The sequence below is a fragment of the Rhizobium mongolense USDA 1844 genome, assembly GCF_000419765.1.
GTDB classification, from domain to species: Bacteria; Pseudomonadota; Alphaproteobacteria; order Rhizobiales; family Rhizobiaceae; genus Rhizobium; species Rhizobium mongolense.
In genome coordinates this window covers 45,027-69,183 of sequence record NZ_ATTQ01000022.1, presented here as the reverse complement: position 1 = coordinate 69,183, position 24,157 = coordinate 45,027, and the positions used below count along the sequence as shown (strand labels likewise).

Below are 24,157 nucleotides of genomic sequence, written 5' to 3'. Positions count from 1 at the left end.
TAGCCATTACGCTAAGTATTCTCCCGCGATACTTAGCGTAATGGATCAGTATTCATGAACAGCCGAGCGGCATCTTTCTCGCGCTTGCGGACCCGACGCGCCGTGCAGTGCTCGGCCGTTTGGGCAAACGCCCGGCCAGCATCAGCGACCTCGCAGAGCCGTTCGACTTGGCTCTCGTCCTTCAGACAGCGCCGACCGCAACCTGCACGCCGAAATGGGCTCCCACGATGGCTGGGGCACGGTTATCGAGCAGCTTGCAAGGCAAGTCGACAACCGCGCCTGAGGGCTATCGCATCCTCACTGCCCGGCCCGTGCCAGCCCGTGCGCCACGAGGCGGTCGATGACTTCGGCATAACTCACTCCGCTTGCCGCCATTGCCTTGGAATACATGCTGATATCGGTGAAGCCGGGGATGGTGTTGATCTCGTTGACGAGGAACCGCATGTCCGGTGTCAGGAAAAAGTCGACACGCGCCATGCTGTCGCAGCCGACGGCCCTGAACGCCCTTGCGGCCATATCCCGCATTCCGGCCTCGACCTGCGGCGGCAATTCTGCCGGTATTTTCAGCGCTGCACCGTTCTCGTCGATATATTTCGCATTGTAGCTGTAGAAGCCATGGCTCTCCGCCGGCACGATCTCGCCCGGCCGTGAAACGAAGAGGTTGCCTGCCGTGTCCTCCAGCACGCTAAATTCGATCTCGCGCCCACGAACGAACTCCTCCGCAAGCAGCTTGCGGTCGTGCCGGAAGCCTTCCGCAAGCGCCCCGTCGAATTCCTGGCTGGCATGGACCTTCCTGACGCCGACCGATGAACCTTGTCGCGCCGGCTTGATGAAGAGCGGCAGGCCGAGTTCGTTTTCCAGCGCGGCGAAGGGAGGCTGTGCGCCCTCGTGAATTGTCACGGAGCGGGCGATCGGCACCCCGGCCGCCTTCATAAGTTGCTTGGCGATGTCCTTGTCCAGCGCGGTCGCCGATCCGAGAATGCCGCAGCCGGCAAGGGGCACGCGGGCAACCTCCGCAAGGCCCTGTACGGAGCCGTCCTCGCCATGCAGGCCGTGAAGGACCGGAAAGAGGATGTCGATCGCTGGCAGTTCGTAAGCCGATCCGCCGGCGGGAATTGCAAACATACGTCCGCGTCCGCCCGGTACGAGGCAGACCTCGGCTCCCTTTTCCGGTTTCGCAAGCGCACCATCGTCGAAGCTGCTCAACAGCCATTGTCCTTCGCGGGTGACGAACACCGGAATGGCGTCGTATTTTTGAGGCTCCAGCGCGCGCATCACATTCGTAGCCGAAAGCACCGAGACGTCGTGCTCGCTCGAGCGTCCGCCGAAGAGCACGGCAATGCGCAGTCTGTTTGATGCATCAATCATGTCAATTCTCCGGAATGACTTGGTGTTGAAAAGACTTAGAAGCCGACGGCGACGCCGCGGTTGGCGAAGAAGCGGTCGAAGACGGCGAGCGGCAGCGTCACATGCGCCTGGCTTTCGGGATTGTGTCCTGAAGGATTGTGGAAGCGGATGGCCTCGGGCGAGGCGGCCGTCACCAGCACCAGATGGCCGCCCTTCGATGGCGGCTCACGCTCTGGCCAGCGAATTGCGTGATGCACCGAGGCGATGAAGAACTGCCGCTTCGAAAGAAGTTCGGGAATGGCGGCCGTATCGACATTCGTCATTGTCTCCGCGCCCAGCCCGAAACGTTGCGTGACGAACTTGACGAAAGGCGCATAGATCAGCCCCTTGATCGAGGCATCGGCCTCATTGACGACATAGCCGCCATAGGCCGCGCAGCCGCGGGCAAGATCGAGCGTCGGATGGAGTTCACCGCGCGCGGCAAGGATCATCTTCAGGCAGGCCATACCGCAGACATTGACGGCCCAGCGGGCATATTCCTCGACCGTCTGCGCGCCGGAATGCCGCCACAGCGGATCGCGCATGAGCGCCGCAGAGCCCTCCGCCACGACCGGCAGCGTCATCTCGGGCGTTTCCCATTGGCTGAAATAGGGCACTTCGGCCCGCTGAATATTCACGAATCCCCCATCGGTGATCAAATCGCGTCGGGAAATTCCACAAGCAAAACGACCCTTTTGCGGCGGGCGCAAAGGGTCGTTCAAAATCGGTATAGGCAAATGCAACAGAGCCGCAGTTCTTCGCTTACGTCAGAGAGAATCCTGTTGACGTCCGGTTGCCTCAGCCGGAATTGTTCAGACGAAAACCTGACGCGTATCACGCTCGTTGGCGATTGCTCTCGGTCGACGGCCCGTGAGCTGACGGACGTAGAAGCAGTGCTCAATCCCGATCAGTTTCGAACGCTTTTGTTGTCCTTCCGTCAAGCTTTGGTCGTGTTCTTGGCGTTGCGCTCCAGGAGCGCCTTTACCGTGTCGTCGTTGATCCTGCCACTCGGCTCCTGGCCGACCGACTTCTGGAAGCTCTTGATCGCGGCGGTCGTCTTCGCGCCCATCTCGCCGTCCGGCGCGCCGGCGTCGAAGCCGTTGTTGTTGAGGATCGCCTGAATGTTGCGGATCGCCTTCTTCATATCGACGGTCGAGGTCTTCGTGCCGTTGCTCGCCCAGCCGTCCGGGATTTCGATGCCGTTGGCCTTGTTGTCGAGCGGCTGCGGCTTCCAGGCACTCGTTGCAGCCCGTGCCTTTTCAAGGTCGGCGGGCTTCATCGCCTTTGCCACTTCGTCGCGCTTGGCGCCGGCGTCCTTGTCGCCGCCCTGGGCAGCGATGGCGAACCACTTGTAGCTTTCGCCGAGGTCCTGCGCCACGCCGTTGCCGCGGGCGCAAAGGATCGCCAGGTTGAATTGGCTGTCGGTGATGCCAAGATCGGCGGCCTTTGTGAACCATTTTGCCGCGGCCGTGTAATCCTGCTCGCCGAGCGCGCCGGAGGCGTAGAGCACGGCCAGATTGTGCATGGCGCTGGCATTGCCCTGATTGGCGGCCTGCTCGTAGAAGGCCTTGGCCTTGCCGATATCGCGCGAGACGCCGGTCCCCTTCTCGTACATGCTGCCGAGACGGTATTGCGCCGGAGCAAAGCCCTTGTCGGCGGCAAGCTGATACCAGTTTGCGGCCTGCGCCTGGTCGGCCGCCAGGCCGTTGCGGCCCTCGGTATAGCGTGCGCCGATCTCGAAGAGCGCGAGCTGGTCGCCGTTGCGGGCGGCGTCTGCAAGCGCCTGCGGCTGAACGGTGTCCGGCACGGATATGGAAGGTGCCGCGGGCGAGGCATTCATGGAAGCGGGAACATCATTGGGCGAAAACGCCGCAGCATCCTGTGCCGGTGCGCCTGGCGTCAGCGTCGAGGCACCTTCGCCGTCAAGCGGTGCGACGTCGGTCAGGTGGCCGGCTGGCGCGGGCTGCATGGCGGCTTCGGGCTCGGTCTGTGCCGTCCCTAAGGCGGGCGGTGCTGCGGCCTCGGGTTCTGCGGATTCCGTCGGAGTGACGGCTGCGGTTGCTTCCGCACTCTGTTCCGGCATGGCCGAACTATTGGCTGCAACGGGGTTCTGCGCTGCATCCGAAAGCACCGAGACTTCGGCCGGAGGGGCCTGTTCACCGCTGGTCAGCGTGCGGGCAAGGGGGAAGGCCATGATGGCGAGCAGCACGGCGCCTGCAGCAAGTAGAAGTGGACGGCGGAAGCGGCTGAAGGCGCTGGCACCGCCGGCAGGCTTTGGCGCCTTGGATTTCTTCTCCGCCTTGACCGGCTGGGCCTTTGGATCGGCTTCCATGGCGGCGGCCTGGGCTGCGCGGCGGGCGGCGGCGATATAGTCGGCGCGCTCGTTTTCCGTTGCCGGCTTCGGATTGTTGCGTGCGGCGGCCTGGCTGGCGCGCACGCGCTCCAGGATCTTCTTCACGTCCGGTGCGCCCGAGCCTGGCTCCAGCGGCTCGTTCGATGCTTCCTCGCCAGGCATCAGATCGACCGGATCGATCGACGGCGCGGGATCGATGACGGTCCGCTCGACAGCCTTGGCCTTCTCCGTCTTCTTGCCCGGAATCAGCCGCTTGCCGAGTGCTGCAAGCAGGCTGCCTTTTGCGGGCGTGGCGGCTCGAGCGGGATTGGTTGCGGCTTCGATTGCGCTCGCGCTCGTATCGGCCGTGGGCACAACATGCGCAGGCACGACAGGCTCGCTGACGCTTTCCGCCGTGCGCAGGAGCGGCGAGGCACCCTTCTGGCCGAACACGGCCTGCGTCTCGCTTTCCTCGGCACCGGCGGGGACCAGCGCGTAAGGATCGATCTCGAAATCGGCATTTGCGGCGGGCATTCGTGCGGCCGGCCGGCTGCGGGTTTCCATGTCGTCGAGCCTGTCGGCGATCTGCACCAGTGTCTCGTGCAGCGCCTGGAATGTCTTGTGCGTGCGTTCATCGCTGCTGCGGCTAAGCTCTTCCAGATGCCGCAGATCTTCGGCGAGCGCATTGAGCGCCGACATATCGGCGGCTGGGACTCCGCCGACCTGAAGACCGCCGTTGCGGGAATAGGCCTCGACGACGGCTTCGGCCGCCTGGCGGGCCGCCTCGATGATGTATTCGTCGCTGGTCGCCATATAGTCTTCGATCGCACCCATGCGGCGGTCGAGCTCGACGGGAATGCCGTCACCGCCGGCGCGCGGCGTGTTCATCAGCGCTGAAAGACCGGCAATCTGGTCTTCGAGGTTCTTCAGGGCTCGCGAATCGGTCGGCGCCGCCGCCGTACTTTCCTCGAGGCGTGCCGCGATGTCGCTGAGGCGCCCCTCGATGCGGCGGAATGCACCGTCATCGGTAGCCGCGCCAGGCGCAGGCTGCACGTCCATCTGGTCGATGCGGCGCGCAAGATAGTCCAGCCGTTCCGCCAGCGCGTCGTTGACTGCGCCGCTTTCCAGCGCGTCGATCTTGCGGGAGATGTCGGCGAGCGTGCCGTTGAGATCTGCCTGCGGAACCGTCTTCTGGGCACGCTCGAGCATGAAGGAAAGCTGCTCGAGCCGCTCGTCGAGGCGTGCCGTCGCCTTGGTATTGGCGAGTTCCTCGACGCGCCGCGTCAGCATTTCCAGCCGGTCGGCAAGGCCCTCGGCGGGCAGGGCGTGGCTTTCCGCACTGCGGCCCACCATATCGATCTGCTCGGCCAGCGCATTCAGCCGGCCTTCGAGGCGATGCATCAGCGCCGGGTCGCCGCTTGCCGCGCTGCGCCCGCTTGCCGCGATCGCACGGCTGATCTCGTCAAGGCGCATATCCATCGCGGCAAACTGCTCGGCCATGGCGCGGTCATGCGGCTGGATCATGCTGCCGAATTGCTCCATCGCGGTGGCGATCGCAATCAGCTTGTCTTCCAGGGCGCGCACTGCCGGGCTCTCGCCCATGCCGCCGATATGGCGCTTGATATCCTCGAGCCGATAGGCGAGCGACACCAGCTCTTCCTGCAGGCCTGCTGTGTCCAGCGCATGCAGCTGGTTCTCGAAGCCGTCCCAGCGGTGTTCCATGTGGCGGATGGAATCCTCGCGGGCAAGCCCGTCCATCAGTGAGCGCAGCTCTTCGAATTCATTTCGCAGGCCCGCAGCCTCGGGGCCAGCCGAACGACTGGAGAGCTGGTTGATGCTTTGGGCGAGCCGGCCCATGTCTTCGCGGATGTCGTCGGCGAAATGCCGGTCCTGCGCGCTCGTCTTGATCTCGCGCAGTTCCGTGCGCAGCGCATCCATCTCGCGCGCTACGCCGTCCGAAATGTCGCGCTTCAGGTCCTGGCGCAGGTTGACGAGCGCCTGGGCAATTTCGGTCATCGTGTCGGGCGAGGTAGCGTAAGCAGGTGCAGCCTGCGGTGCCGGCATGCGCGGGGCCGATGCCGGTTCGCGGTAAACTGCACGTTCGGCGGCTGCGCGTTCACGACCGGCATCGAGCGTGCGCTGGCGCTCGCGAATTTCTGCGAGCGGGTCAGGCCGCGCTTCCGGCCTCATGTAAGCCGGTTCGTAAGGTCTGCCGTAGCTTTCGCGCTCCGCGGCGGCCGGCTGCTGCCTCGGCTCGCGGCTTCCCTTGCCCATCAGCCCTTCGATGCGTGCCTCAAGCCCCTCGATCGTGCGGTTCAGCGCATCGAGCGATGCTCTGTCGGAATGCCGGGGGATATTGGATCGCGATCCGTTCATCTTCCTGCTCGCTTCGTCTGCTCGGGACCCTCGTCAGGGCCAGGCCATTGGCTTGAGAGACCGTTCACCGGAGAGCAGTTTATTAGACTTTTCTCAACTTGAACGGCGTAGCGGCACTCCAAGTAAACGCGAGACTTGAAAAAGGAATGCGGATCACCACTGCTCACCCCGCACCTTTCACGAAACGTGGTAAACAAGCCGTTAACTTCCGTGAGAATTTTTTAATGTTTCGGTAAATCGGCACACATTTTGAGCTAGATGCGCCGCTCCTTGATGGTGTTCATCACAAAGCTGGTCTCAATCGTATCGACGCATCTCAACCGCGCGATCTTCTCCTTGATGAAGCGCTCGTATTGATCCAGCCCCGCGCTCATCACCTTCAGGACATAGTCGCGCGAGCCGGTGACAAGATGGCACTCGAGCACTTCGTCCCAGCTGCGTACGGCAGTCTCGAACATCTCGATCTCGTCCTCGTTCTGGCGGCTGAGCCGTACGGAGGCGATTGCCGTCATCGTCCAGCCTTCCGCGGTCGGATCGACCAGCGCCGTGTAGCCCTTTATGACGCCCGTCTCCTCCAGTCGCCGCAGCCGGCGAAGGCAGGCGGAAGCTGAAAGCCCCACGCGCTCGGCAAGCTCGTTGTTGGTGATCCGCGCATCGGCCGTCAGTTCCTTCAGGATACGCCGGTCCGTCTCATCGGCAATTTTCTGCGCCATATTTCAGATTGCTCCGCAGGAAGTTGCTTCCAAAGACATCCTCCTGCGCCAAATAGCAAGAACGTGCCTCCGCATTTGATATAATTTGCTGTTTCAGTTCCAATCCATCGGCCTGAGGAGACCGTCAATGACCGCGCCCCACCCTTCGAGAACCCATATCGGCAATCACGCGCTGCATCCGGAAACACTGATGCTGAACTACGGGTACGATCCGGAGCTTTCCGAAGGCGCGGTCAAGCCGCCGGTCTTCCTGACCTCGACCTTCGTCTTCAACACCGCCGAGGATGGCCGCGATTTCTTCGATTATGTGTCGGGCCGCCGCGAACCGCCGGCAGGCAAGGGTGCCGGCCTTGTCTATTCGCGCTTCAACCACCCGAACAGCGAGATCGTCGAAGACAGGCTCGCCGTCTATGAGCGGACGGAAAGCGGCGCGCTCTTTTCCTCCGGCATGGCGGCGATCGCAACCACGCTGCTTGCCTTCGTCCGGCCCGGCGATGCGATCCTTCATTCGCAGCCGCTCTATGGCGGCACCGAGACGCTGCTGGCGAAGACCTTCCTCAATCTTGGCGTTTCCGCCGTCGGCTTCGCCGATGGCGTCAGCGAGGCATCGGTAAAAGCGGCTGCAGAAGAAGCTATGTCGAAAGGCCGGGTCTCGGTCATCCTCGTCGAAACGCCCGCCAATCCCACCAACAGCCTCGTCGATGTCGCCATGATCCGCCGCATCGCGGATGCGATTGGAAAAACGCAGGACCACAAGCCAATTGTCGTCTGCGACAACACGCTGCTCGGCCCGGTCTTCCAGCGCCCGATCGAACATGGCGCGGATATCTCGCTTTATTCGCTGACCAAATATGTCGGCGGCCATTCGGACCTCATCGCCGGCGCTGTCCTCGGCCCCAAAGCGGTGATCAAACAGGTGAAGGCGCTTCGCGGCTCGATCGGCACGCAGCTCGATCCGCATTCCTGCTGGATGCTCGGGCGCTCGCTGGAAACGCTGCAGATCCGTATGGAGCGGGCCAACAGCAATGCGCGCGCCGTTGCCGATTTTCTCCGCGACCACCCGAAGGTCGACAAGATCCACTATCTGCCCTACCATGATCCGGAATCGCCACTCGGCCGCACCTTTGCCGCGCAGTGCACGGGCGCCGGCTCCACCTTCTCTTTCGATATCAAGGGTGGCCAGCCGGCCTCCTTCAAGTTCCTGAACGCGCTGAAGATCTTCAAGCTTGCCGTCAGCCTCGGCGGCACGGAATCGCTCGCCAGCCATCCGGCCGCGATGACCCATTCCGGGGTTCCGGCAGATGTGCGCCAGCGCATCGGCGTTCTGGAATCGACCATCCGGCTGTCGATCGGCATCGAGCATCCGGACGATCTGATCGCCGATCTGGCGCTCGCTCTGGACGAAGCTTAAGGGGCAGGTGGCGTTAGGCGGCCGCCGTCTCGCGCACATCATCGAGCAGGAAATGCGCGACGATGTAATTCGTCCTGTAGTGCCTGCCACTATCGGAGGTGTTCTCGATACTGCCGCCGTCAGCCGGGTGCCAGGCATGGTAATGCGGATTGGTGGTGATCAGCGTGATCGCCTTGCCGGCGAATTTTCCGCCGAGCCGGTAGCGGGCTTCCGCCAATGGCCAGATACGCTCGTAATCCTCCATCGGAATGCGGACTTTCAGGGCCTGCCTGCTGATCGCCTCGCTGCGCGATCCGTCCTCGTGGACGATCGCCGAAAGCGTCAGCGTCACTTCCTCTGCGCCGTCCAGGATGGAATTGAACTCCTCAGGCCACATCCGTCTCATGAAATCGCTCCTCCCAGGGCTCTCTTCGGTTAGCCAGCGAAATGTAGCGTGTTCGCCCGCAGAAGCAAACGCTGCTTTCAGTCAGCGATTGCCAGTCAGCAGGCCGGGACTGCGCGCCGCATTCTTCAGCGCTCTCTCAAGCGACCGGAATATCCTCGGATCATCCGACTGGGCGACATTGAAGCGAAGGAAACCGCGTGCTGTCTGCGACAGACTGAAGGCATTGCCCGGCGCTAAGACGACGTTGTCGGCAAGGCAGGCTTGCGCGATATCGGCAGCGTCTATGCCGTCCGGCAACTTACACCAGACAAACATGCCCGCCTGCGGCCTTATCCATGGTGTGATGCCGAGCGGCGCAAGCCGCGCTGCCGTCTCGTCCATCGCTCTTGAAAGGCGAACGCGCAGTGCGTCCAGATGTTTGCGGTAGCTGCCATCCTTCAAAAGCAGCAGGATCAGTTCGGACGACAGCCGCCCGCCGCCGATACTTGTCGCCATCTTGAGATCGGTGAGCGGCTCGATCCAGTCCGCTCTCGCGGCTATGAAGCCGCAACGGACAGAAGCAGAAAGCGTCTTGGAGAAGCTGCCGATATGGACCACACGCTCCAGCCCGTCGAATGCGGCGAGACGAGGAGCCGGCTCATGCTCGAGATCGGCGAAGATATCGTCTTCGATGATTGTCAGGCCGGCGCGCTCGGCAAGCTTCAGCAGGCGGTGTGCCACAACAGGTGAACACGTCGCGCCTGTCGGGTTATGGATTGATGAGTTGGTGATGTAGAGCCGCGGCCGGTGCTCATCGATCGCCCGCTCGAATGCCTCGATATCCGGCCCGCTGGGCGTCATCGGAACGCCAATGGCGTTCGCCCGGTGAGCGCGCAACAGTGCATGGAAATTGAAATAGCAGGGGTCGTCCACCAATACGCCATCACCCGGCTCGATCAGAAAACGGCACAGAAGGTCGATCGCCTGCGTGCCCGACTCCGTCAGAATGATGTGGTCGGGAGCTGCTGCAATGCCGCGCTCGCCCATGCGGCGCGAGAGCAGTTGCCTTAGCTGCGGCAGCCCAAGCGGCGTTCCATAATCTACGAGTACCCGCCCTTCGCCGCGGGAGATCGCGCGAAGCGCCTTCCGTATTGCTACCTGCGGCATCCAGCTTGCCGGCAGCCAGCCGCATCCGGGCTTCAGCAGTTCGGGTGCGTCTTCCAGTGACTGTCGGTAGACCCACAATGGATCGATCGCCCGATCGAGCTTCGGCCCGATCTCGGAAAGCGTAAGCGGCGCAAGCGGGCTCGAAACGTAGAAGCCGGAACCCGGCCGCGAACGGATCAGGCCTTCGCCGGCCAGCCGTTCATAGGCTTCCACGACAGTCGAAGGCGAGACCTGCATCGTCTTTGCGAAGGCGCGCACCGAGGGCAGGCGGGATCCCGGCACCAGCCCGCGAGCTGCGATCCTGCTGCGGATTTCCGCCATGACGCCTTCTATGCGCTTGCCGCCGCTCTCGCGCTTCGCCGATTGTTGATCCATCTGTACTGCATCCGTATCCATAACAGTTTGTGGTGATTGTATAGCACTGTCTCTGGCGGTTCCAGCCCTTGCGGTCGATAGCGATGAAAACACGGGAGCATGGCGATGGACAGGACAGGCGGCTGGATCAACGGGTTTCTGGGAGTATTGATCTTCAGCGGATCGCTTCCGGCGACGCGCGTTGCGGTTGCAAATTTCGATCCGCTGTTCCTTACCGTCGCCCGCGCCGCGATCGCTGGCATACTTGCCTTATGCTTGCTGCTCGCCTTTCGCGAAAAGCGTCCTGGCCGCGCCGATCTTGTCTCGCTCCTTGTGGTGTCGCTGGGCGTGGTCATCGGCTTTCCGCTGCTCACCGCATTTGCGCTGAAGCATATCACTTCGGCCCACTCGACAGTTTTCATCGGCCTTCTGCCACTGGCGACGGCCGTCTTTGGCGTGCTGCGCGGCGGCGAGCGACCACGGCCGGTCTTCTGGCTGTTTTCCTGCCTCGGCAGCGCCACCGTCGCGGGCTTTGCGCTGATGCGCGAGGATGCCGCATCCTCGGTCGGCGATCTCTTGATGCTCGCGGCGATCATCGTCTGCGGGCTGGGTTATGCGGAAGGGGGCCGGCTGTCGCGCAAGCTGGGCGGCTGGCAGGTTATTTCCTGGGCGCTCGTTCTCTCGCTGCCGGTCATGCTCATGCTGTCACTCGTCGTCATGCCGCCGTCCTTCCCGGATGCAGCAAGCACGTCTTGGATCGGTCTTGCTTATGTCTCCCTCTTCAGCATGCTGATCGGCTTCATATTCTGGTATCGCGGACTTGCGCTCGGCGGTATCGCAGCCGTCGGCCAACTGCAATTGCTGCAGCCCTTCTTCAGCCTGGCACTTGCGGCTGTGCTGCTTCATGAGAAGGTGAGCCTAAGCATGTTTGCTGTCACGCTGGCCGTCGTGGCCTGCGTTGCTGGCGCGAAGAAATTTGCGCGATAGAGCAGCGGGCGGAACTACGGCTCCGCCTGAATCATCCGGCATCCCGCTTAGCCTCGGAATGCCGCTTCAAGCTTCGCGACATCGAGCTTGACCATCTGCAGCATGACTTCGGTCATGCGTCGCGCCTTGGCCCGGTCCGGGTCGGCCATCATCTCGCCGAGCACGCGCGGCACGACCTGCCAGGAAAGCCCCCAGCGGTCCTTCAGCCAGCCGCATGCCTCCTGCACGCCGCCGTTTTGCAGGAAGCCATCCCAGAGCCGGTCGATCTCGGCCTGCGTCTCGCATGCGACGACGATCGAAAACGAATGATTGAGCGGATCGAGCGGCCCGGCCTCCAGCGCCGTGAACTCCTGATCGCCAAGCCTGAACTCGATCACCTTGCAGCTGCCCTCCGGCCCGCTGGGCGTATCCGCGGGAATTACGGTCGTGCGCCGGATCGAAGAATTAGGCACCATCGAGACATAAAATTCGACGGCTTCCTTTGCGTTCTTTTCGAACCAGATATTCGTGCTGACCTTGGTCATTGGATAGTCTCCTCGTCTATTTGCTGACACTGTCTGACAGCCGAAGGACGTTTCAAGCGGGAGTCATCCGACAGGCGTAAAGGTTCTTTCCAAAAATTTGCCCGAATGCAGAATTTGACGTTTACGCAAACGTCAATATTTTGTAAGAGACTCTCAAATGCCGGTCCCGTCCGGTTGCCGAATTGGAGGAATTCGAACAATGCCCGTCTACAAGGCTCCGGTTAACGATACGCTGTTCGTGCTGAACGACGTGCTAGGCATCGAGCGCTACAACAACCTGCCGGGTTTTGCCGATGCGACGCCGGATATGATCGAGGCCATTCTGGGCGAGGCGGCAAAGGTGGCAGAGGAAGTGCTCTTCCCGCTGAATTATTCCGGCGATCAGGAAGGCTGCAGGCGGGCGGACGACGGCTCGGTCACGACGCCGAAGGGCTTCAGGCAAGCTTACAAGACCTATTGCGAAGGCGGCTGGACCGGTCTTGCCGTGCCGGAGGAATTCGGCGGCCAGGGCCTTCCCTACACGCTGCATGCCGCAGTCGGCGAATATACCTCCGCGGCGAACATGTCGCTGATGATGTATCCGGGGCTGACGCAGGGCGCCATTGCGGCGATCGTCGTCCACGGGTCGGACGAGCAGAAGCAGACCTATCTGCCAAAGATGGTTGCCGGCGAATGGTCGGGCACCATGAACCTCACCGAACCGCATTGCGGCACCGATCTCGGCCTGCTCCGCACCAAGGCCGTGCCGCAGCGTGACGGCAGCTACAAGATTTCCGGCCAGAAGATCTTCATCTCCGCCGGCGAGCACGACATGACGGACAATATCGTCCATCTCGTGCTCGCCCGCATCGAGGGCGCGCCGGAAGGCACCAAGGGCATCTCGCTCTTCATCGTGCCGAAGTTCCTGGTCACTGCCGACGGCACGCCGGGTGACCGCAACGCCGTCTCCTGCGGCGCGATCGAGCACAAGATGGGCATTCACGGCAATGCCACCTGCGTCATGAACTATGACGAGGCGACCGGCTTCCTGATCGGGGCGGAAAACCGCGGCCTGAACGCCATGTTCGTGATGATGAACGAGGCGCGCCTCGGCGTCGGCCTGCAGGGCCTCTCGATCTCGGAAATCGCCTATCAGAACGCCGTGAACTACGCCCGCGAGCGCATCCAGGGCCGTTCGCTCTCCGGCCCGAAGGCGCCGGACAAGAAGGCCGATCCGATCATCGTTCATCCGGATATCCGCCGCACGCTGATGACCATTCGCGCCTTCAACGAGGCCGGCCGCGCGTTCCTCCTCTGGACAGCGCTGAAATCCGACATCGCCCACCGCTCCGCGAGCGATGCCGAGCGCCAGACGGCGGATGACATCCTCGGCCTCGTCACCCCGATCCTCAAGGGCGTGATGACCGACAAGGGCTTCGATCACGCCGTCATGGCCCAGCAGATCTTCGGCGGTCACGGCTATATCGAAGAGCATGGCATGAGCCAGTACGTGCGCGACGCCCGCATCGCGATGATCTACGAGGGTGCCAACGGCATCCAGGCGCTCGATCTCGTCGGCCGCAAGCTGGGTCTCAACGGCGGCCGCGCCGTCATGGCGCTCTTCAAGGAGATCGGCGATTTCTGCGAGGAGAACCGCAACGACGAGAAGATGACCTTCTTCACCAAGAACCTGAAGAAGGGCTTGAACGACGTGCAGGCGGCGACCATGTGGTTCATGCAGCATGCGATGGCAAAGCCTGACAATGCCGGCGCCGGCTCGACGGATTACATGCATCTCTTCGGTCTCGTCGTTCTGGGCTATATGTGGGGGAAGATGGCGAAAGCCGCAGAGGATGGCCTTGCGAGCGGCGATACGCCGCGCGAAAGCTATCTCAGGAACAAGCTTGTGACCGCCCGCTTCTTCATGGAGCGCATCATGCCGGAAACCGCGCTGCGCAAGGCCCGCATCGAGACAGGCGCCGAGACGATGATGACCTTGCCGGCCGAGGCGTTTTGATTGGAGTTGCCGCTTCTCCCCGCCGGGGAGATGGTAGCCCGAAGGGCCGGATGCGGGGACGCACCGCAGGCGCGGCTTTCTTCAGGCTCCGGCTTTGCCGGAGATCCTTATCGCCTCGCTTTGTTCGGCACTTCTCCCGGCTGGGGAGAAGGCAAGAGAAAGAATTCAACGGCCACCCGGCCGATAGGGAGATGAGACTATGACCGAGGTTTTCATTTACGATCACGTCCGCACGCCGCGCGGCCGCGGCAAGAAGGATGGCTCGCTGCACGAAGTGCCCTCCGTCCGCCTCGCCGCCAAGACCCTGGAGGCGATCCGTGACCGCAACGGGCTCGACACGAAGACGGTCGACGACATCATCATGGGCTGCGTCGACCCGGTGATGGATGCCGGCGCCGTCATTCCCAAGGCCGCAGCCTTCGAGGCCGGGTATTCGACGCACGTCCCCGGCATCCAGATCTCCCGCTTCTGCGCCTCCGGCCTCGATGCCGTGAACCTTGCGGCCGGCAAGATTTCGCAAGGGGCCGATGACATCGTGATTTCCGGCGGCGTCGAAAGCATGTCACGCGTCGGCCTCGGCATGTCTGGCGGCGCCTGGTTCATGGACCCGTCGGTTAATTTCCCCGCCTATTTCATGCCGCAGGGCGTCTCGGCCGATCTCATCGCCACCAAATACGGCTTCTCCCGCGACGACGTCGACGCCTATGCCGTCGAAAGCCAGAAGCGCGCCGCCAATGCCTGGGAAAAGGGCTACTTCAAGAATTCCGTCATTCCGGTGACGGACCAGAACGGCCTGACGATCCTTGCCCATGACGAACACATGCGCCCCGGCACCGATATGCAGGCGCTGGCCTCGCTCAATCCGTCGTTCCAGATGCCCGGCGAAATGGGCGGTTTCGAGGCTGTCGGCATCCAGGCCCATCCGGAGGTCGAGCGCATCAACTACGTCCATCACGCCGGCAATTCCTCGGGTATCGTCGATGGCGCCGCTGCCGTGCTGCTCGGCTCCAAGGCCGGCGGCGAAACGATGGGCCTCAAACCCCGCGGCCGCATCAAGGCCTTCGCCAATATCGGCTCCGACCCGGCGCTGATGCTGACCGGCCCCGTCGACGTCACGGAAAAGCTGCTGAAGCGCACCGGCATGCAGCTTTCCGACATCGATCTCTTCGAACTCAACGAAGCCTTCGCCGCCGTCGTGCTGCGCTACATGCAGGCTTTCGACATTTCGCACGACCGGATGAACGTCAATGGCGGCGCCATCGCCATGGGGCACCCGCTCGGCGCCACCGGCGCGATGATCCTCGGCACCGTGTTGGACGAGCTCGAACGCCGCGATCTCAATACCGCGCTCGTCACGCTGTGCATCGGCGCCGGCATGGGCACGGCGACGGTGATCGAGAGAGTTTAGTCGCGGAAGCCTTTCGGGCGGCCCGCTCGCTTATGTCCGTCATCCTCGGGCTTGACCCGGGGATCCACCGCCCAAGGGCTGGATGGTCGGGTCAAGCCCGACCATGACGGAGGAGAAAGGGGCCGTACAAGGCCGCACTGCTGGAAGAGATTACAAGGGAGAGGAGTCCCGCCATGAATACCTACAAGAACTTCACCGTCAGAACCGACGCCGACGGCATTGCGCTCGTCACCTGGGATATGCCCGGCAAGTCCATGAACGTCTTCACCGAAGAGGTCATGGACGAGCTGAACGCCATCGTCGATGCCACGGTTGCCGATACCGCCGTCAAGGGCGTCGTCATCACCTCCGGCAAGTCCACCTTCTCCGGCGGAGCGGACCTGTCGATGATCAAGTCGATGTTTACCCTCTACCAGCAGGAGAAGGCCGCAAACCCGCAGACCGCTGCGCAGAAACTCTTCGATCTCGTCGGCCGCATGACCGGCCTCTTCCGCAAGCTCGAAACCTGCGGCAAGCCCTGGGTCTCGGCGATCAACGGCACCTGCATGGGCGGCGCCTTGGAAATGTCGCTCGCCTGCCATGGCCGCGTCGCCTCCAATGCCAAGTCGGTGAAGATCGCGCTGCCCGAGGTCAAGGTCGGCATCTTCCCGGGGGCGGGCGGCACGCAGCGCGTCGCGCGCCTGGCCGATGCCCAGTCCGCACTGCAGATGATGACGACCGGCCAGTCGCTCTCTGCCTCCCGCGCCAAGGCAATGAATCTCGTGCATCAGGTGGTCGAGCCGGACCAGCTCATCCCGGCTGCCAAGCAGATGATCAAGGACGGCCTGAAGCCCGTCGCTCCTTGGGATGAGAAAGGCTTCAAGGCGCCTGGCGGCGGCATCTGGACGCCTGCTTCCGCACAGCTGTGGCCCGCCGCTCCCGCGATCCTGCGCCGCGAGACTGCCGGGAACTATCCAGGCGCGCTTGCCATCCTCAAATGCGTCTATGAAGGCCTGCAGGTGCCTTTCGATACGGCGCTGAAGATCGAGCAGCGCTATTTCACGCAGGTGCTGCAGACCACCGAAGCCTTCTCGATGATCCGCTCGCTCTTCATATCCATGCAGGAGCTCGGCAAGGGGGCCCGCCGCCCGGCAGACGTGCCCAAGACCGAGCTGAAGAAAGTCGGCGTCGTCGGCGCCGGCTTCATGGGCGCCTCGATCGCCTATGTTACGGCCGCCGCCGGTATCGACGTCATCCTGATCGATCGCGATATGGACGCCGCCAACAAGGGCAAGGCGACCGGCGAAGGCTTGGTAAAGGAGTCCATCGGTAAGGGACGCCTTACGCAGGAAGAGGGTGCCGCCATCCTCTCCCGCATCACCCCGTCTGCCGATTACGCCGATCTGAAGGACGCCAATCTCGTCATCGAAGCCGTCTTCGAAGATCGCGAGGTCAAGAAGGACGTCATCGAAGCCGTTGAGGAAGTGCTTCCTGAAGGCGCGATCTTCGCCTCCAACACCTCGACCCTGCCGATCACCGGCCTGGCAAAAAATTCGAAACGCCCGGAAAATTTCATCGGCATCCACTTTTTCTCGCCGGTCGAAAAGATGATGCTGACCGAAGTCATCCTCGGCGAGGAAAGCGCCGACAAGGCGCTCGCCGTGGCGCTGGATTATGTCGCCGCCATCAAGAAGACCCCGATCGTCGTCAACGACACCCGCGGCTTCTTCGTCAATCGCTGCGTGCTGCGCTACATGGCCGAAAGCTATGACATGCTCATCGAAGGCGTGCCGCCTGCGATGATCGAGAACGCCGCCAAGATGGCCGGCATGCCGGTCGGCCCGTTGGCGCTGAACGACGAGGTCGCCATCGACTTGTCGCTGAAGATCCTCAGGGCCACGGTCGCGGACTTGGGAGAAAAGGCGATCGACCCCCGCCACATGGAGCTCGTTTCCCGCATGGTGGAAAAGGAAGGCCGCTTCGGCCGCAAGAACTCCAAGGGCTTCTACGATTACCCTCCCAAGCCCGCCAAGAAGTTCCTCTGGCCGGAACTCAAGTCCTTCTACCCGCAGAAGAAGGCCGAGGACGTGGACGTCAACACCCTCAAGCAGCGCTTCCTGGTCACCATCGCGCTCGAAGCCGCCCGCACGGTCGAAGAAGGCATCGTCACCGACCCCCGCGAAGCCGACGTCGGCTCCATCCTCGGCTTCGGCTTCGCGCCTTATACTGGCGGCGCGCTCAGCTACATCGACGGCATGGGCGCCAAGAAGTTCGTGGACTTGTGCGAAACGTTAGCCATTTCTTACGGACCGCATTTCAAGCCGACGTCGCTGCTGAAGGATATGGCCGCGAAGGGCGAGACGTTTTATGGGCGGTTTGATCCGTATGCAAAGGAGAAGGAGGCGGCGTAAGCCGCCTCATGGTTTGCGCTTAGTCTGTTAAGCCTCAGGGTGACGGAGCAAGGGGCGCGCCGCTGCCCAGGAGACTTTTCATGGCCACTATCGCCGAAATCGTCGTCGAAGCTGAGACCCCCTCGCGCCTCGCCGCCTTCTGGGCGGCAATTCTCGATGGCTATCAGGTCCGTCCCTATGACGACGCCGAAATCGGCCGGCTGGCGAAGCTTGGGTTTGCGCCGAAGACGGACCCGACGGTGATGGTGGACGGTCCCGGCCCGTCTCTCTGTTTCCAGCGCGTCCGGCTGCGCGATTACAGCAACAACCGGGTCCATCTGGATATTGCCGTCGATGATGTTCCAACCGCAATCGAACGCATCACCGCGCTTGGTGGCAGCATCCAGCGAAGGGAACCAGGCTATACGGTGATGAAGGACCCGGAAGGCAATCAGTTCTGCATCGTGCCTGCGAGATAAAACGAGCCTTGCGCAGATCAGCAAAAGCCGTCTGCGCGACGCGGAGGATGAGGAAGCCGGTGCATGAAAGTGCCGGACGGGGTGAGGAACGCCGATGCAGGAGGACTGGCGCATAAGGAACGAAAATTGCGCTCCGTCTCGTTCCGTCTTGCACTGGAGACAATTTTCGCGTAGAAGCGCGCACATCGATCTTGCTAGATGGACTTTGTTTCGGCCATTTGTGCCGTTCCTGGCGAACTTCCTCCAAAATCGGTCTTCATCGCGCGTCGGCTTTGGTCGGTGCGTTATCTTCTACCTACGATTTTTAAAGGATATCGTCATGAACACAGGTACCGTTAAGTGGTTCAACGCAACCAAGGGCTTCGGCTTCATTCAGCCGGATGACGGCGCAGCCGACGTTTTCGTCCACATCTCCGCTGTCGAGCGCGCCGGAATGCGCGACCTCCAGGAAGGCCAGAAGCTTTCCTACGAGCTCGTTTCCGACAAGCGTTCGGGCAAGATGTCGGCAGACCGTCTTCAGGCGGCCTGAGCCTCCCAAGGCTTGAGAATATCATCTCCGGAACGTGACCACGGATGTACTGGCACGTTTCGTCGAGATGGCAGGAAGGTCGGGTTAGCCCGGCCTTTTTTTCGTTTTGCGCGCGAAGCGGCATGGATATCACTCCGCCGCGGCACGCTTCAGCCCGGAAATCTGCGTGATGAAGGCGCGAAGGGCGGCCGGGCGCACCGGCTTGTGCTGGATCGCGATGCCGTGGCGCTCCGCCTCCGCCCTGACCTCCGGCGTCCGGTCGGCGGTCACCAGCAGCGCCGGGAGATCGGTCCCGAAGCATTCCCGCAAATTCAGGATCGCGGAAATTCCGGTCCCGTCGCCGAGATGATAGTCCGCGATGATGAGATCGGGCGCGGGCTGACGCGTTTCGAAACCCGAAGCCGTGGCCAAAGAGTCGATAGCCTCCACCTCGCAACCCCAGCCGGAAATCAAGAGCCGCATGCCCTCGAGGATCTTCGGCTCGTTGTCGATGCAAAGGATCCTTAATCCCTTGAGCGGTTGCGGCAACCGATCGGTCGGCGCTGCGGAGGGCGGTGCCGCGCCGGCCTTGGAAACATCGAGCGGCATGACGATGCGGAAATCCGTGCCCTTGCCGTGCGTCGAATGCAGCTCGACCGGATGGTTGAGGACGCGGGCGATGCGGTCGACGATCGAAAGGCCGAGGCCGAGGCCGGAGGCCGTTTTCGCGCCTTCGTCGAGCCGCGCGAATTCCTTAAAGACCGTGCGGAATTTCGAGGGCGGAATGCCGATGCCGGAATCCATCACCTGGATCACCACCTGGTTTCCCCGCCGCCGGGCGCCGACCAGCACCTTGCCAGTCAACGTATATTTGATGGCGTTGGAAACAAGGTTCTGCACGAGGCGCCGCAGCAGGTTGGGATCGGAGCGGACCCGCAGTGATGTCGGCATCACGACAAGCTTCAGCTTCTTCGCCCGGGCAATCGGCGCAAAATCGGTCTCGATGCGCTCCAGCAGGCCGGCCAGCGGCACGGAGGTCAGCCGCGGCCGCATCGCACCCGTATCAAGCCGCGAGATGTCGAGAACGGCCCCCAGAATGGTTTCGACCGATTCCAGTGCGGAATCGATATTGCGCACGATCGGCCCGTTTTCGGACTGCGCGATACGTTCGACGAGGGCGGAGGAATAAAGCCGCGCCGCATTCAGCGGCTGTAGGATGTCGTGGCCGGCAGCGGCAAAGAAGCGGGTCTTGCCGATATTTGCTTCATCGGCGGCCGCTCGCGCCTCGCCGAGTTCGCGGTTTACCCGCGTCAGCTCCGCCGTTCGCTCGGCAACGCGCTGCTCCAGCGTCTCGTTTGCCTGCTTCAACGCCTGGTCGGCCGCAACACGCTGGGTAATGTCGGTAAAGGTCGCCACGATGCCCTTGTCGGGCATGGCGTTGGACCGCACTTCGATGATCCGTTCGCCGCCGCCGAGAACGAGCGAGAAGGGTTTGTCGAGCGTCAGGAAATGCCGCACCGTCTGGCTGAGTTCGGCGGCTGGCACGTCACCGCGCTGGCTCAAGATCGCCACGATTTCCGAAAGCGGAAAGCCGACACGGCCGACATCCTCCGGCAGGTCGAGAAGCTGGCGGAAGCGCCGGTTCCAGATCGTCAGCTGGTTGGAGCTGTCGAAGACGGCAATGCCCTGGTCCATCTGCGAGAGCGCCGTCTGCAGCATGTCCTGGTTATATTGCAGCGCCTCGCTTGCCTGGTCGAGCAGCCATGCCGTGTCGGCAGAAGCGTCCTCGGTCTTCTGCAGGATCAGCGAAAGCACCAACCGCGCGGAGGAGGATCCGATGGCGCTGCCGAGCAGTTGTTCGGTGAAGTGGATGAGCGCCATGTCGGCCGGCTGGTCGTCCTCCAGCTTGCGGCCGGAATTCTGCTCGTATGTCGCAAGCGATCGCTGCATGCGCTCTTCGCCGAGATAGCGCGCGATTGCCGTTTTCAGGTCGCCGACGCTGATGCGGGTCTTCCATCCGCGGGTCGCAAATTGCGAGCGCGACTGCCCCTTCACGAAGATGCCTGCCTGGATGCGCTCCAGCGGACGGGCGTTGCGCGTCATCGAGCCGACGATGAAGAAGGCGGTATTGATAAGCAGGCTCATCGCTGTGGCGTTGACGAGCGGATCGGCATCCGCTGCTGCAAAAAGCGCCGTGCCCGGGAAGATGAAGCTGAGGAAGGCGGTCGCGACATAGGAATAATCCGGCCCGCCGAGCGAAGGCAGAAAGAGCAGGTAGAACCAGATGACGAAACCCGACGTAAGGCCGAGAATGGCGCCGCGTGCATTCGCACGCCGCCAGATAAGACCGCCGAAGAAGGCGGGTGCGATCTGTGCGATCGCGGCGAAGGACAAAAGGCCGATCGAGGCAAGGCCGGCCGTGCTGTCGGTCGAGCGGTAATAGGCATAGCCGAGCAGCAGGACGGCGAAGATCGCGCTGCGGCGGATGTTGAGCAGGCTTTTCGCGAAGTCATCGCGCTGGCCGGCACGTCCGGCAAGCTTCCTGCGCAGGAAGATCGGCATGATGATGTCGTTCGACACCATGATCGAAAGCGCAACGGAATCGACGATGACCATTGCAGTGGCCGCCGAAAAGCCGCCGATGAAGGTGATCAGCGAAACGATCTGCATCTGCCCCGCAAGCGGCAGGGACAGTACGTAAAAGTCGGCATTGCCCGTGCCGCCGAAGGTCAGCAGGCCGCCGATCGCCACTGGCAGCACGAAGAGATTGATGGCGATGAGATAGAGCGGGAAGAGATAGCCGGCGAGCCGCAGCTGTTTCGCCGAGCGGTTTTCGACGACGGTGACGTGAAACTGGCGCGGTAGCATGATGATTGCAACGGCCGACAGCAGTATCAGCGTGATCCAGCGGCTGATCGGCGTCTTGTAGTCGAGGGTTGCGTTGACCAACTGGTTGTCCACGCTTTTCCGCCAAAGGTCGGCGGGCCCATCGAACAAAAACCAGATGACGCAGATGCCGGCGGTCAGGAAGGCGACGAGCTTGACCAGCGATTCCATCGAAACGGCGAGGATCAGGCCGTCCTGGTGCTCTGTCGCATCGGTATGCCGCGTGCCGAACATCACGGCGAAGCAGGCAAGCACCAGGGTTGCGATCAGCGGCAGGTCGAGGAAGTAGAGGTTGCCGCTGCCGATGCCATAATCCGAAGGATTGACCATCGCGGTCACCGTGCTGCTGATCGCCTTCAGCTGCAGTGCGATGTAAGGAATCGTGCCAATGAGCGAGATCAGCGCCACGATCGTTGCGACCGTGGGATTCTTCCCATAGCGGGCGGCGAGGAAGTCCGCGACGGAGGTAAGCTTTTCGGCCTTGGCAAGTTCGATGATCCGCCGCAGCACTGGCATGCCGAGCGTGAAGACGAGGATCGGGCCGATATAGATCCCGGCAAATTCAAGGCCGCGCTGCGAGGCGAGCCCGACGCCGCCGAAATAGGTCCAGGAGGTGCAGTAGATCGCAAGGCTCAGCGCATAGACGATCGGCCAGCCGCCGTCCGGTATGCCCAGCCTCTGGCTTCTACGGTCGCCGTAGCTTGCGACCGCAAACAAAAGCAGCAGATAGCCGAAGGCAAACGCGATGATGACCCAGCCTTGAAGCATCGACCCTCCACCGGCGCACTCACCGCCGGTTCTCCCAAAAGACATCAAGACTAGGGGAAATCGTCTGTCTTGGAAATTGCGATGATCTAGGCATTAAGTCCAAGGCGCAGGAAGGTCCTGGTTGTTTCACTTTTGCAATTGAATAAACAATCAAGAGATGTAGCTAATAACACAACGGACCGTCCGTGAGAGCGCATCAGAGGGAGACAGATCGGATGCTCAATGAGTTCAAGGCCTTTATCGCCCGAGGCAACGTCATGGACCTTGCCGTCGGCGTCATCATCGGCGGTGCTTTCGGCGGCATCGTCAAATCGCTGGTCGACGATATCATCATGCCGGTCGTCGGTGCCCTTTTCGGAGGTTTCGATTTTTCCAACTACTTCTTCGGTCTTTCGTCTGCGGTCAACGCGCCGACGCTTGCTGCGGCCCGCGCGCAGGGTGCTGTCTTCGCCTATGGCAATTTCATCACCGTGGTCATCAATTTCCTGATCCTTGCCTGGATCATCTTCCTGATGATCAAGGGCGTGAATATGCTGCGCAGGCAGGTCGAGCGCAACGAGCAAAAGGCAGCCGAAGAGGCGCCCCCGCCGGCCGATGTCGCGCTCCTCACCGAAATCCGCGATCTGCTGGCCAAGCGTCCGGCGGTCTGATCAAGGCATCGCAGCCCCGTATTTTGCGAAGTTGATTCATAACGAAAATCGATACGGCATCACGCATTCTCATGGGATTTGCGCCCGGTTTTGTTTTATGAAAGCGAAAACCGGAGATCTGCATGTCGATTATGAACAGCCTCAGCCCGCGCGCCGTTTCGGCGCCAGAAAGCGGGATCGTCGAAGTCGTCAATTATGCCCGGGGCCGCGATGGCCTGCTGCCGCTCTGGGTCGGCGAGGGCGATCTTCCGACACCGGATTTCATCAGCCGGGCGGCAATGGACGCGCTGGCAGCGGGAGAGACCTTCTATACCTGGCAGCGCGGCATTCCGCAGCTTCGTGACGCGCTATCCAACTATTACGCCCGGCATTTCGGCATCAGCCTGCCGGCGGAGCATTTCTATGTCACCGGTTCAGGCATGCAGGCGATCCAGATTGCGGTGCAGGCATTGACGTCGCCGGACGACGAACTGGTCTATCTGACGCCCGCCTGGCCGAATATCGCCGCTGCGTTGGAAATTGCCGGTGCCCGCTCGGTCGGGGTTGAGCTTCAGTTCGAAGGCGGCAAATGGGCGGTCGATCTCAACCGCATCGAAGCAGCAATCACTCCGAAGACAAGAGCGCTGTTCATCAATACGCCATCCAATCCGACTGGGTGGACCGCGACGAAGAGGGATCTCGCTGACATCCTTGAACTTGCCAGAAAGAACGATCTCTGGATCATGGCGGATGAAATTTACGCTCGCTATTTCTACGCCGGCACCCGTGCGCCTTCTTTCCTTGAAATCATGGTACCGGGCGACAAGGTCATGTTCGTCAATTCCTTCTCGAAGAACTGGTCGATGACCGGCTGGCGTGTCGGCTGGATCGTGGCGCCGCCGGAAACGGGGCAGGTGCTCGAAAACCTGATCCAATATTCGACCTCGGGCGTTGCGCAATTCATGCAGAAGGGTGCGGTGGCAGCCCTCAACGAGGGCGATGGGTTCGTCGAGGCCAATATCCGGAAGGCGGCTCTTTCGCGCGACATCCTCTGCGATGCGCTGATTGCCACGAACCGCGTCGAGACGTTGAAGCCGGACGGTGCGCTCTACGCCTTTCTGAAGATTGACGGCGTCACCGACAGCCGCAAAGCAGCGCTGGATATCGTCGACAAGACGGGTGTCGGCCTGGCGCCCGGAACCGCCTTCGGCGCAGGCGGCGAGCTTTTCCTGCGAGCCTGTTTCCTGCGCGATCCGCTACAGGTCAAAGCAGCAGCCGACAAGCTCTGCGATTACATTCTGAAGCTTTGACGCTCATGGCCCGGCCGTCGCAGCCGGGCCATTTTGATGTCGGAAACGGTCGTTCGCTAAAATTGTAGCAAAGGCGGAAATCAGCTTCTAACCACAGCAGCAAACTTACCGGTTCAAAGGCGTCCGAACGGGTGCCTGATAAGAATATCTGAAAGGAAAAACCGCGTCAGATGCCCTGTCCGATTAAACA

General features: G+C 62.0%; 17 protein-coding genes and 1 pseudogene. 10 read left to right on the top strand and 8 right to left on the bottom strand.

Annotation, left to right across the window (positions count from 1 at the left end; genetic code table 11):
* Positions 1-44: 44 nt before the first annotated feature.
* A pseudogene (locus tag A3C3_RS47390) lies at positions 45-176 on the top strand (ArsR/SmtB family transcription factor); the annotation flags it as partial.
* A gap of 121 nt (positions 177-297) precedes the next feature.
* Here A3C3_RS47390 and A3C3_RS0130030 read toward each other — a convergent pair.
* The 4 genes from A3C3_RS0130030 to A3C3_RS0130015 all read right to left on the bottom strand — a co-directional run bounded on the left by A3C3_RS0130030 (position 298) and on the right by A3C3_RS0130015 (position 6,807).
* Positions 298-1,368 (bottom strand): D-alanine--D-alanine ligase family protein, encoded by a 1,071-nt coding sequence (locus tag A3C3_RS0130030; RefSeq protein ID WP_022718274.1) that lies wholly within the window; start codon positions 1,366-1,368, stop codon positions 298-300.
* Between the two features lie 35 nt (positions 1,369-1,403).
* Entirely contained in the window at positions 1,404-2,018 is a 615-nt protein-coding gene (locus tag A3C3_RS0130025; RefSeq protein ID WP_028740127.1) for a C39 family peptidase, read from the bottom strand.
* 305 nt (positions 2,019-2,323) lie between these two features.
* Positions 2,324-6,094, bottom strand: a complete 3,771-nt coding sequence (locus tag A3C3_RS0130020; RefSeq protein ID WP_022718272.1) for a peptidoglycan-binding protein — start codon at positions 6,092-6,094, stop codon at positions 2,324-2,326.
* Positions 6,095-6,348: 254 nt separating this feature from the next.
* On the bottom strand, positions 6,349-6,807 hold the full coding sequence (locus A3C3_RS0130015; RefSeq protein ID WP_028740126.1) for an Lrp/AsnC family transcriptional regulator: 459 nt from the start codon (positions 6,805-6,807) through the stop codon (positions 6,349-6,351).
* A gap of 127 nt (positions 6,808-6,934) precedes the next feature.
* On the opposite strand from A3C3_RS0130015, the gene A3C3_RS0130010 reads away from it, so the two are divergent.
* On the top strand, positions 6,935-8,218 hold the full coding sequence (locus tag A3C3_RS0130010) for a cystathionine gamma-synthase family protein (RefSeq protein WP_022718271.1): 1,284 nt from the start codon (positions 6,935-6,937) through the stop codon (positions 8,216-8,218).
* A gap of 13 nt (positions 8,219-8,231) precedes the next feature.
* Here A3C3_RS0130010 and A3C3_RS0130005 read toward each other — a convergent pair whose 3' ends face one another.
* Both A3C3_RS0130005 and A3C3_RS39605 read right to left on the bottom strand, forming a co-directional pair.
* Positions 8,232-8,603: a hypothetical protein gene (locus A3C3_RS0130005; RefSeq protein ID WP_033419880.1), complete on the bottom strand. Its 372-nt coding sequence runs from the start codon at positions 8,601-8,603 to the stop codon at positions 8,232-8,234.
* Positions 8,604-8,684: 81 nt separating this feature from the next.
* Entirely contained in the window at positions 8,685-10,124 is a 1,440-nt protein-coding gene (locus A3C3_RS39605; protein WP_022718269.1) for an aminotransferase-like domain-containing protein, read from the bottom strand.
* Positions 10,125-10,229: 105 nt separating this feature from the next.
* Here A3C3_RS39605 and A3C3_RS0129995 point away from each other — a divergent pair, with 105 nt between their 5' ends.
* Positions 10,230-11,090: a DMT family transporter gene (locus A3C3_RS0129995; protein ID WP_028740125.1), complete on the top strand. Its 861-nt coding sequence runs from the start codon at positions 10,230-10,232 to the stop codon at positions 11,088-11,090.
* Positions 11,091-11,137: 47 nt separating this feature from the next.
* Here the strand turns inward: A3C3_RS0129995 and A3C3_RS0129990 are convergent, their stop codons facing one another.
* A complete protein-coding gene (locus A3C3_RS0129990; protein ID WP_022718267.1) occupies positions 11,138-11,614 on the bottom strand; it encodes a VOC family protein in 477 nt (158 codons plus the stop codon).
* A gap of 199 nt (positions 11,615-11,813) precedes the next feature.
* Here A3C3_RS0129990 and A3C3_RS0129985 point away from each other — a divergent pair, with 199 nt between their 5' ends.
* From A3C3_RS0129985 to A3C3_RS0129965, 5 genes are all read left to right on the top strand, one after another.
* Positions 11,814-13,610 (top strand): acyl-CoA dehydrogenase C-terminal domain-containing protein, encoded by a 1,797-nt coding sequence (locus tag A3C3_RS0129985; RefSeq protein ID WP_022718266.1) that lies wholly within the window; start codon positions 11,814-11,816, stop codon positions 13,608-13,610.
* A 199-nt stretch (positions 13,611-13,809) separates the two neighbouring features.
* On the top strand, positions 13,810-15,018 hold the full coding sequence (locus A3C3_RS0129980; protein ID WP_022718265.1) for an acetyl-CoA C-acetyltransferase: 1,209 nt from the start codon (positions 13,810-13,812) through the stop codon (positions 15,016-15,018).
* Positions 15,019-15,191: 173 nt separating this feature from the next.
* Positions 15,192-17,408 carry a 3-hydroxyacyl-CoA dehydrogenase NAD-binding domain-containing protein gene (locus A3C3_RS0129975; RefSeq protein ID WP_022718264.1) on the top strand — a complete coding sequence of 739 codons (2,217 nt, stop codon included), beginning with the start codon at positions 15,192-15,194 and terminating at the stop codon, positions 17,406-17,408.
* A gap of 80 nt (positions 17,409-17,488) precedes the next feature.
* The gene (locus A3C3_RS0129970; protein WP_022718263.1) at positions 17,489-17,866 is read left to right on the top strand and encodes a VOC family protein; all 378 of its coding nucleotides are present in this window, start codon (positions 17,489-17,491) and stop codon (positions 17,864-17,866) included.
* Positions 17,867-18,185: 319 nt separating this feature from the next.
* Entirely contained in the window at positions 18,186-18,395 is a 210-nt protein-coding gene (locus A3C3_RS0129965) for a cold-shock protein (RefSeq protein WP_022718262.1), read from the top strand.
* 129 nt (positions 18,396-18,524) lie between these two features.
* On the opposite strand, the gene A3C3_RS0129960 is transcribed toward A3C3_RS0129965, so the two are convergent.
* Positions 18,525-22,028, bottom strand: coding sequence for a hybrid sensor histidine kinase/response regulator (locus A3C3_RS0129960; RefSeq protein WP_022718261.1), 3,504 nt, complete (start codon positions 22,026-22,028; stop codon positions 18,525-18,527).
* Between the two features lie 215 nt (positions 22,029-22,243).
* Here A3C3_RS0129960 and mscL point away from each other — a divergent pair, with 215 nt between their 5' ends.
* Both mscL and A3C3_RS0129950 read left to right on the top strand, forming a co-directional pair.
* Positions 22,244-22,678: a large conductance mechanosensitive channel protein MscL gene (gene mscL / locus A3C3_RS0129955; RefSeq protein ID WP_022718260.1), complete on the top strand. Its 435-nt coding sequence runs from the start codon at positions 22,244-22,246 to the stop codon at positions 22,676-22,678.
* 122 nt (positions 22,679-22,800) lie between these two features.
* The gene (locus A3C3_RS0129950; RefSeq protein WP_022718259.1) at positions 22,801-23,967 is read left to right on the top strand and encodes a pyridoxal phosphate-dependent aminotransferase; all 1,167 of its coding nucleotides are present in this window, start codon (positions 22,801-22,803) and stop codon (positions 23,965-23,967) included.
* Positions 23,968-24,157: the final 190 nt, after the last annotated feature.

Excerpts from the sequence above, each read along its gene's own strand:
- A3C3_RS0130030 (WP_022718274.1), bottom strand. The coding sequence starts at position 1,368 with ATGATTGATGCATCAAACAGACTGCGCATTGCCGTGCTCTTCGGCGGA.
- A3C3_RS0130020 (WP_022718272.1), bottom strand. The coding sequence starts at position 6,094 with ATGAACGGATCGCGATCCAATATCCCCCGGCATTCCGACAGAGCATCG.
- A3C3_RS0130015 (WP_028740126.1), bottom strand. The coding sequence starts at position 6,807 with ATGGCGCAGAAAATTGCCGATGAGACGGACCGGCGTATCCTGAAGGAA.
- A3C3_RS0130010 (WP_022718271.1), top strand. The coding sequence starts at position 6,935 with ATGACCGCGCCCCACCCTTCGAGAACCCATATCGGCAATCACGCGCTG.
- A3C3_RS0130005 (WP_033419880.1), bottom strand. The coding sequence starts at position 8,603 with ATGAGACGGATGTGGCCTGAGGAGTTCAATTCCATCCTGGACGGCGCA.
- A3C3_RS39605 (WP_022718269.1), bottom strand. The coding sequence starts at position 10,124 with ATGGATCAACAATCGGCGAAGCGCGAGAGCGGCGGCAAGCGCATAGAA.
- A3C3_RS0129995 (WP_028740125.1), top strand. The coding sequence starts at position 10,230 with ATGGACAGGACAGGCGGCTGGATCAACGGGTTTCTGGGAGTATTGATC.
- A3C3_RS0129990 (WP_022718267.1), bottom strand. The coding sequence starts at position 11,614 with ATGACCAAGGTCAGCACGAATATCTGGTTCGAAAAGAACGCAAAGGAA.
- A3C3_RS0129985 (WP_022718266.1), top strand. The coding sequence starts at position 11,814 with ATGCCCGTCTACAAGGCTCCGGTTAACGATACGCTGTTCGTGCTGAAC.
- A3C3_RS0129980 (WP_022718265.1), top strand. The coding sequence starts at position 13,810 with ATGACCGAGGTTTTCATTTACGATCACGTCCGCACGCCGCGCGGCCGC.
- A3C3_RS0129975 (WP_022718264.1), top strand. The coding sequence starts at position 15,192 with ATGAATACCTACAAGAACTTCACCGTCAGAACCGACGCCGACGGCATT.
- A3C3_RS0129970 (WP_022718263.1), top strand. The coding sequence starts at position 17,489 with ATGGCCACTATCGCCGAAATCGTCGTCGAAGCTGAGACCCCCTCGCGC.
- A3C3_RS0129965 (WP_022718262.1), top strand. The coding sequence starts at position 18,186 with ATGAACACAGGTACCGTTAAGTGGTTCAACGCAACCAAGGGCTTCGGC.
- A3C3_RS0129960 (WP_022718261.1), bottom strand. The coding sequence starts at position 22,028 with ATGCTTCAAGGCTGGGTCATCATCGCGTTTGCCTTCGGCTATCTGCTG.
- mscL (WP_022718260.1), top strand. The coding sequence starts at position 22,244 with ATGCTCAATGAGTTCAAGGCCTTTATCGCCCGAGGCAACGTCATGGAC.
- A3C3_RS0129950 (WP_022718259.1), top strand. The coding sequence starts at position 22,801 with ATGTCGATTATGAACAGCCTCAGCCCGCGCGCCGTTTCGGCGCCAGAA.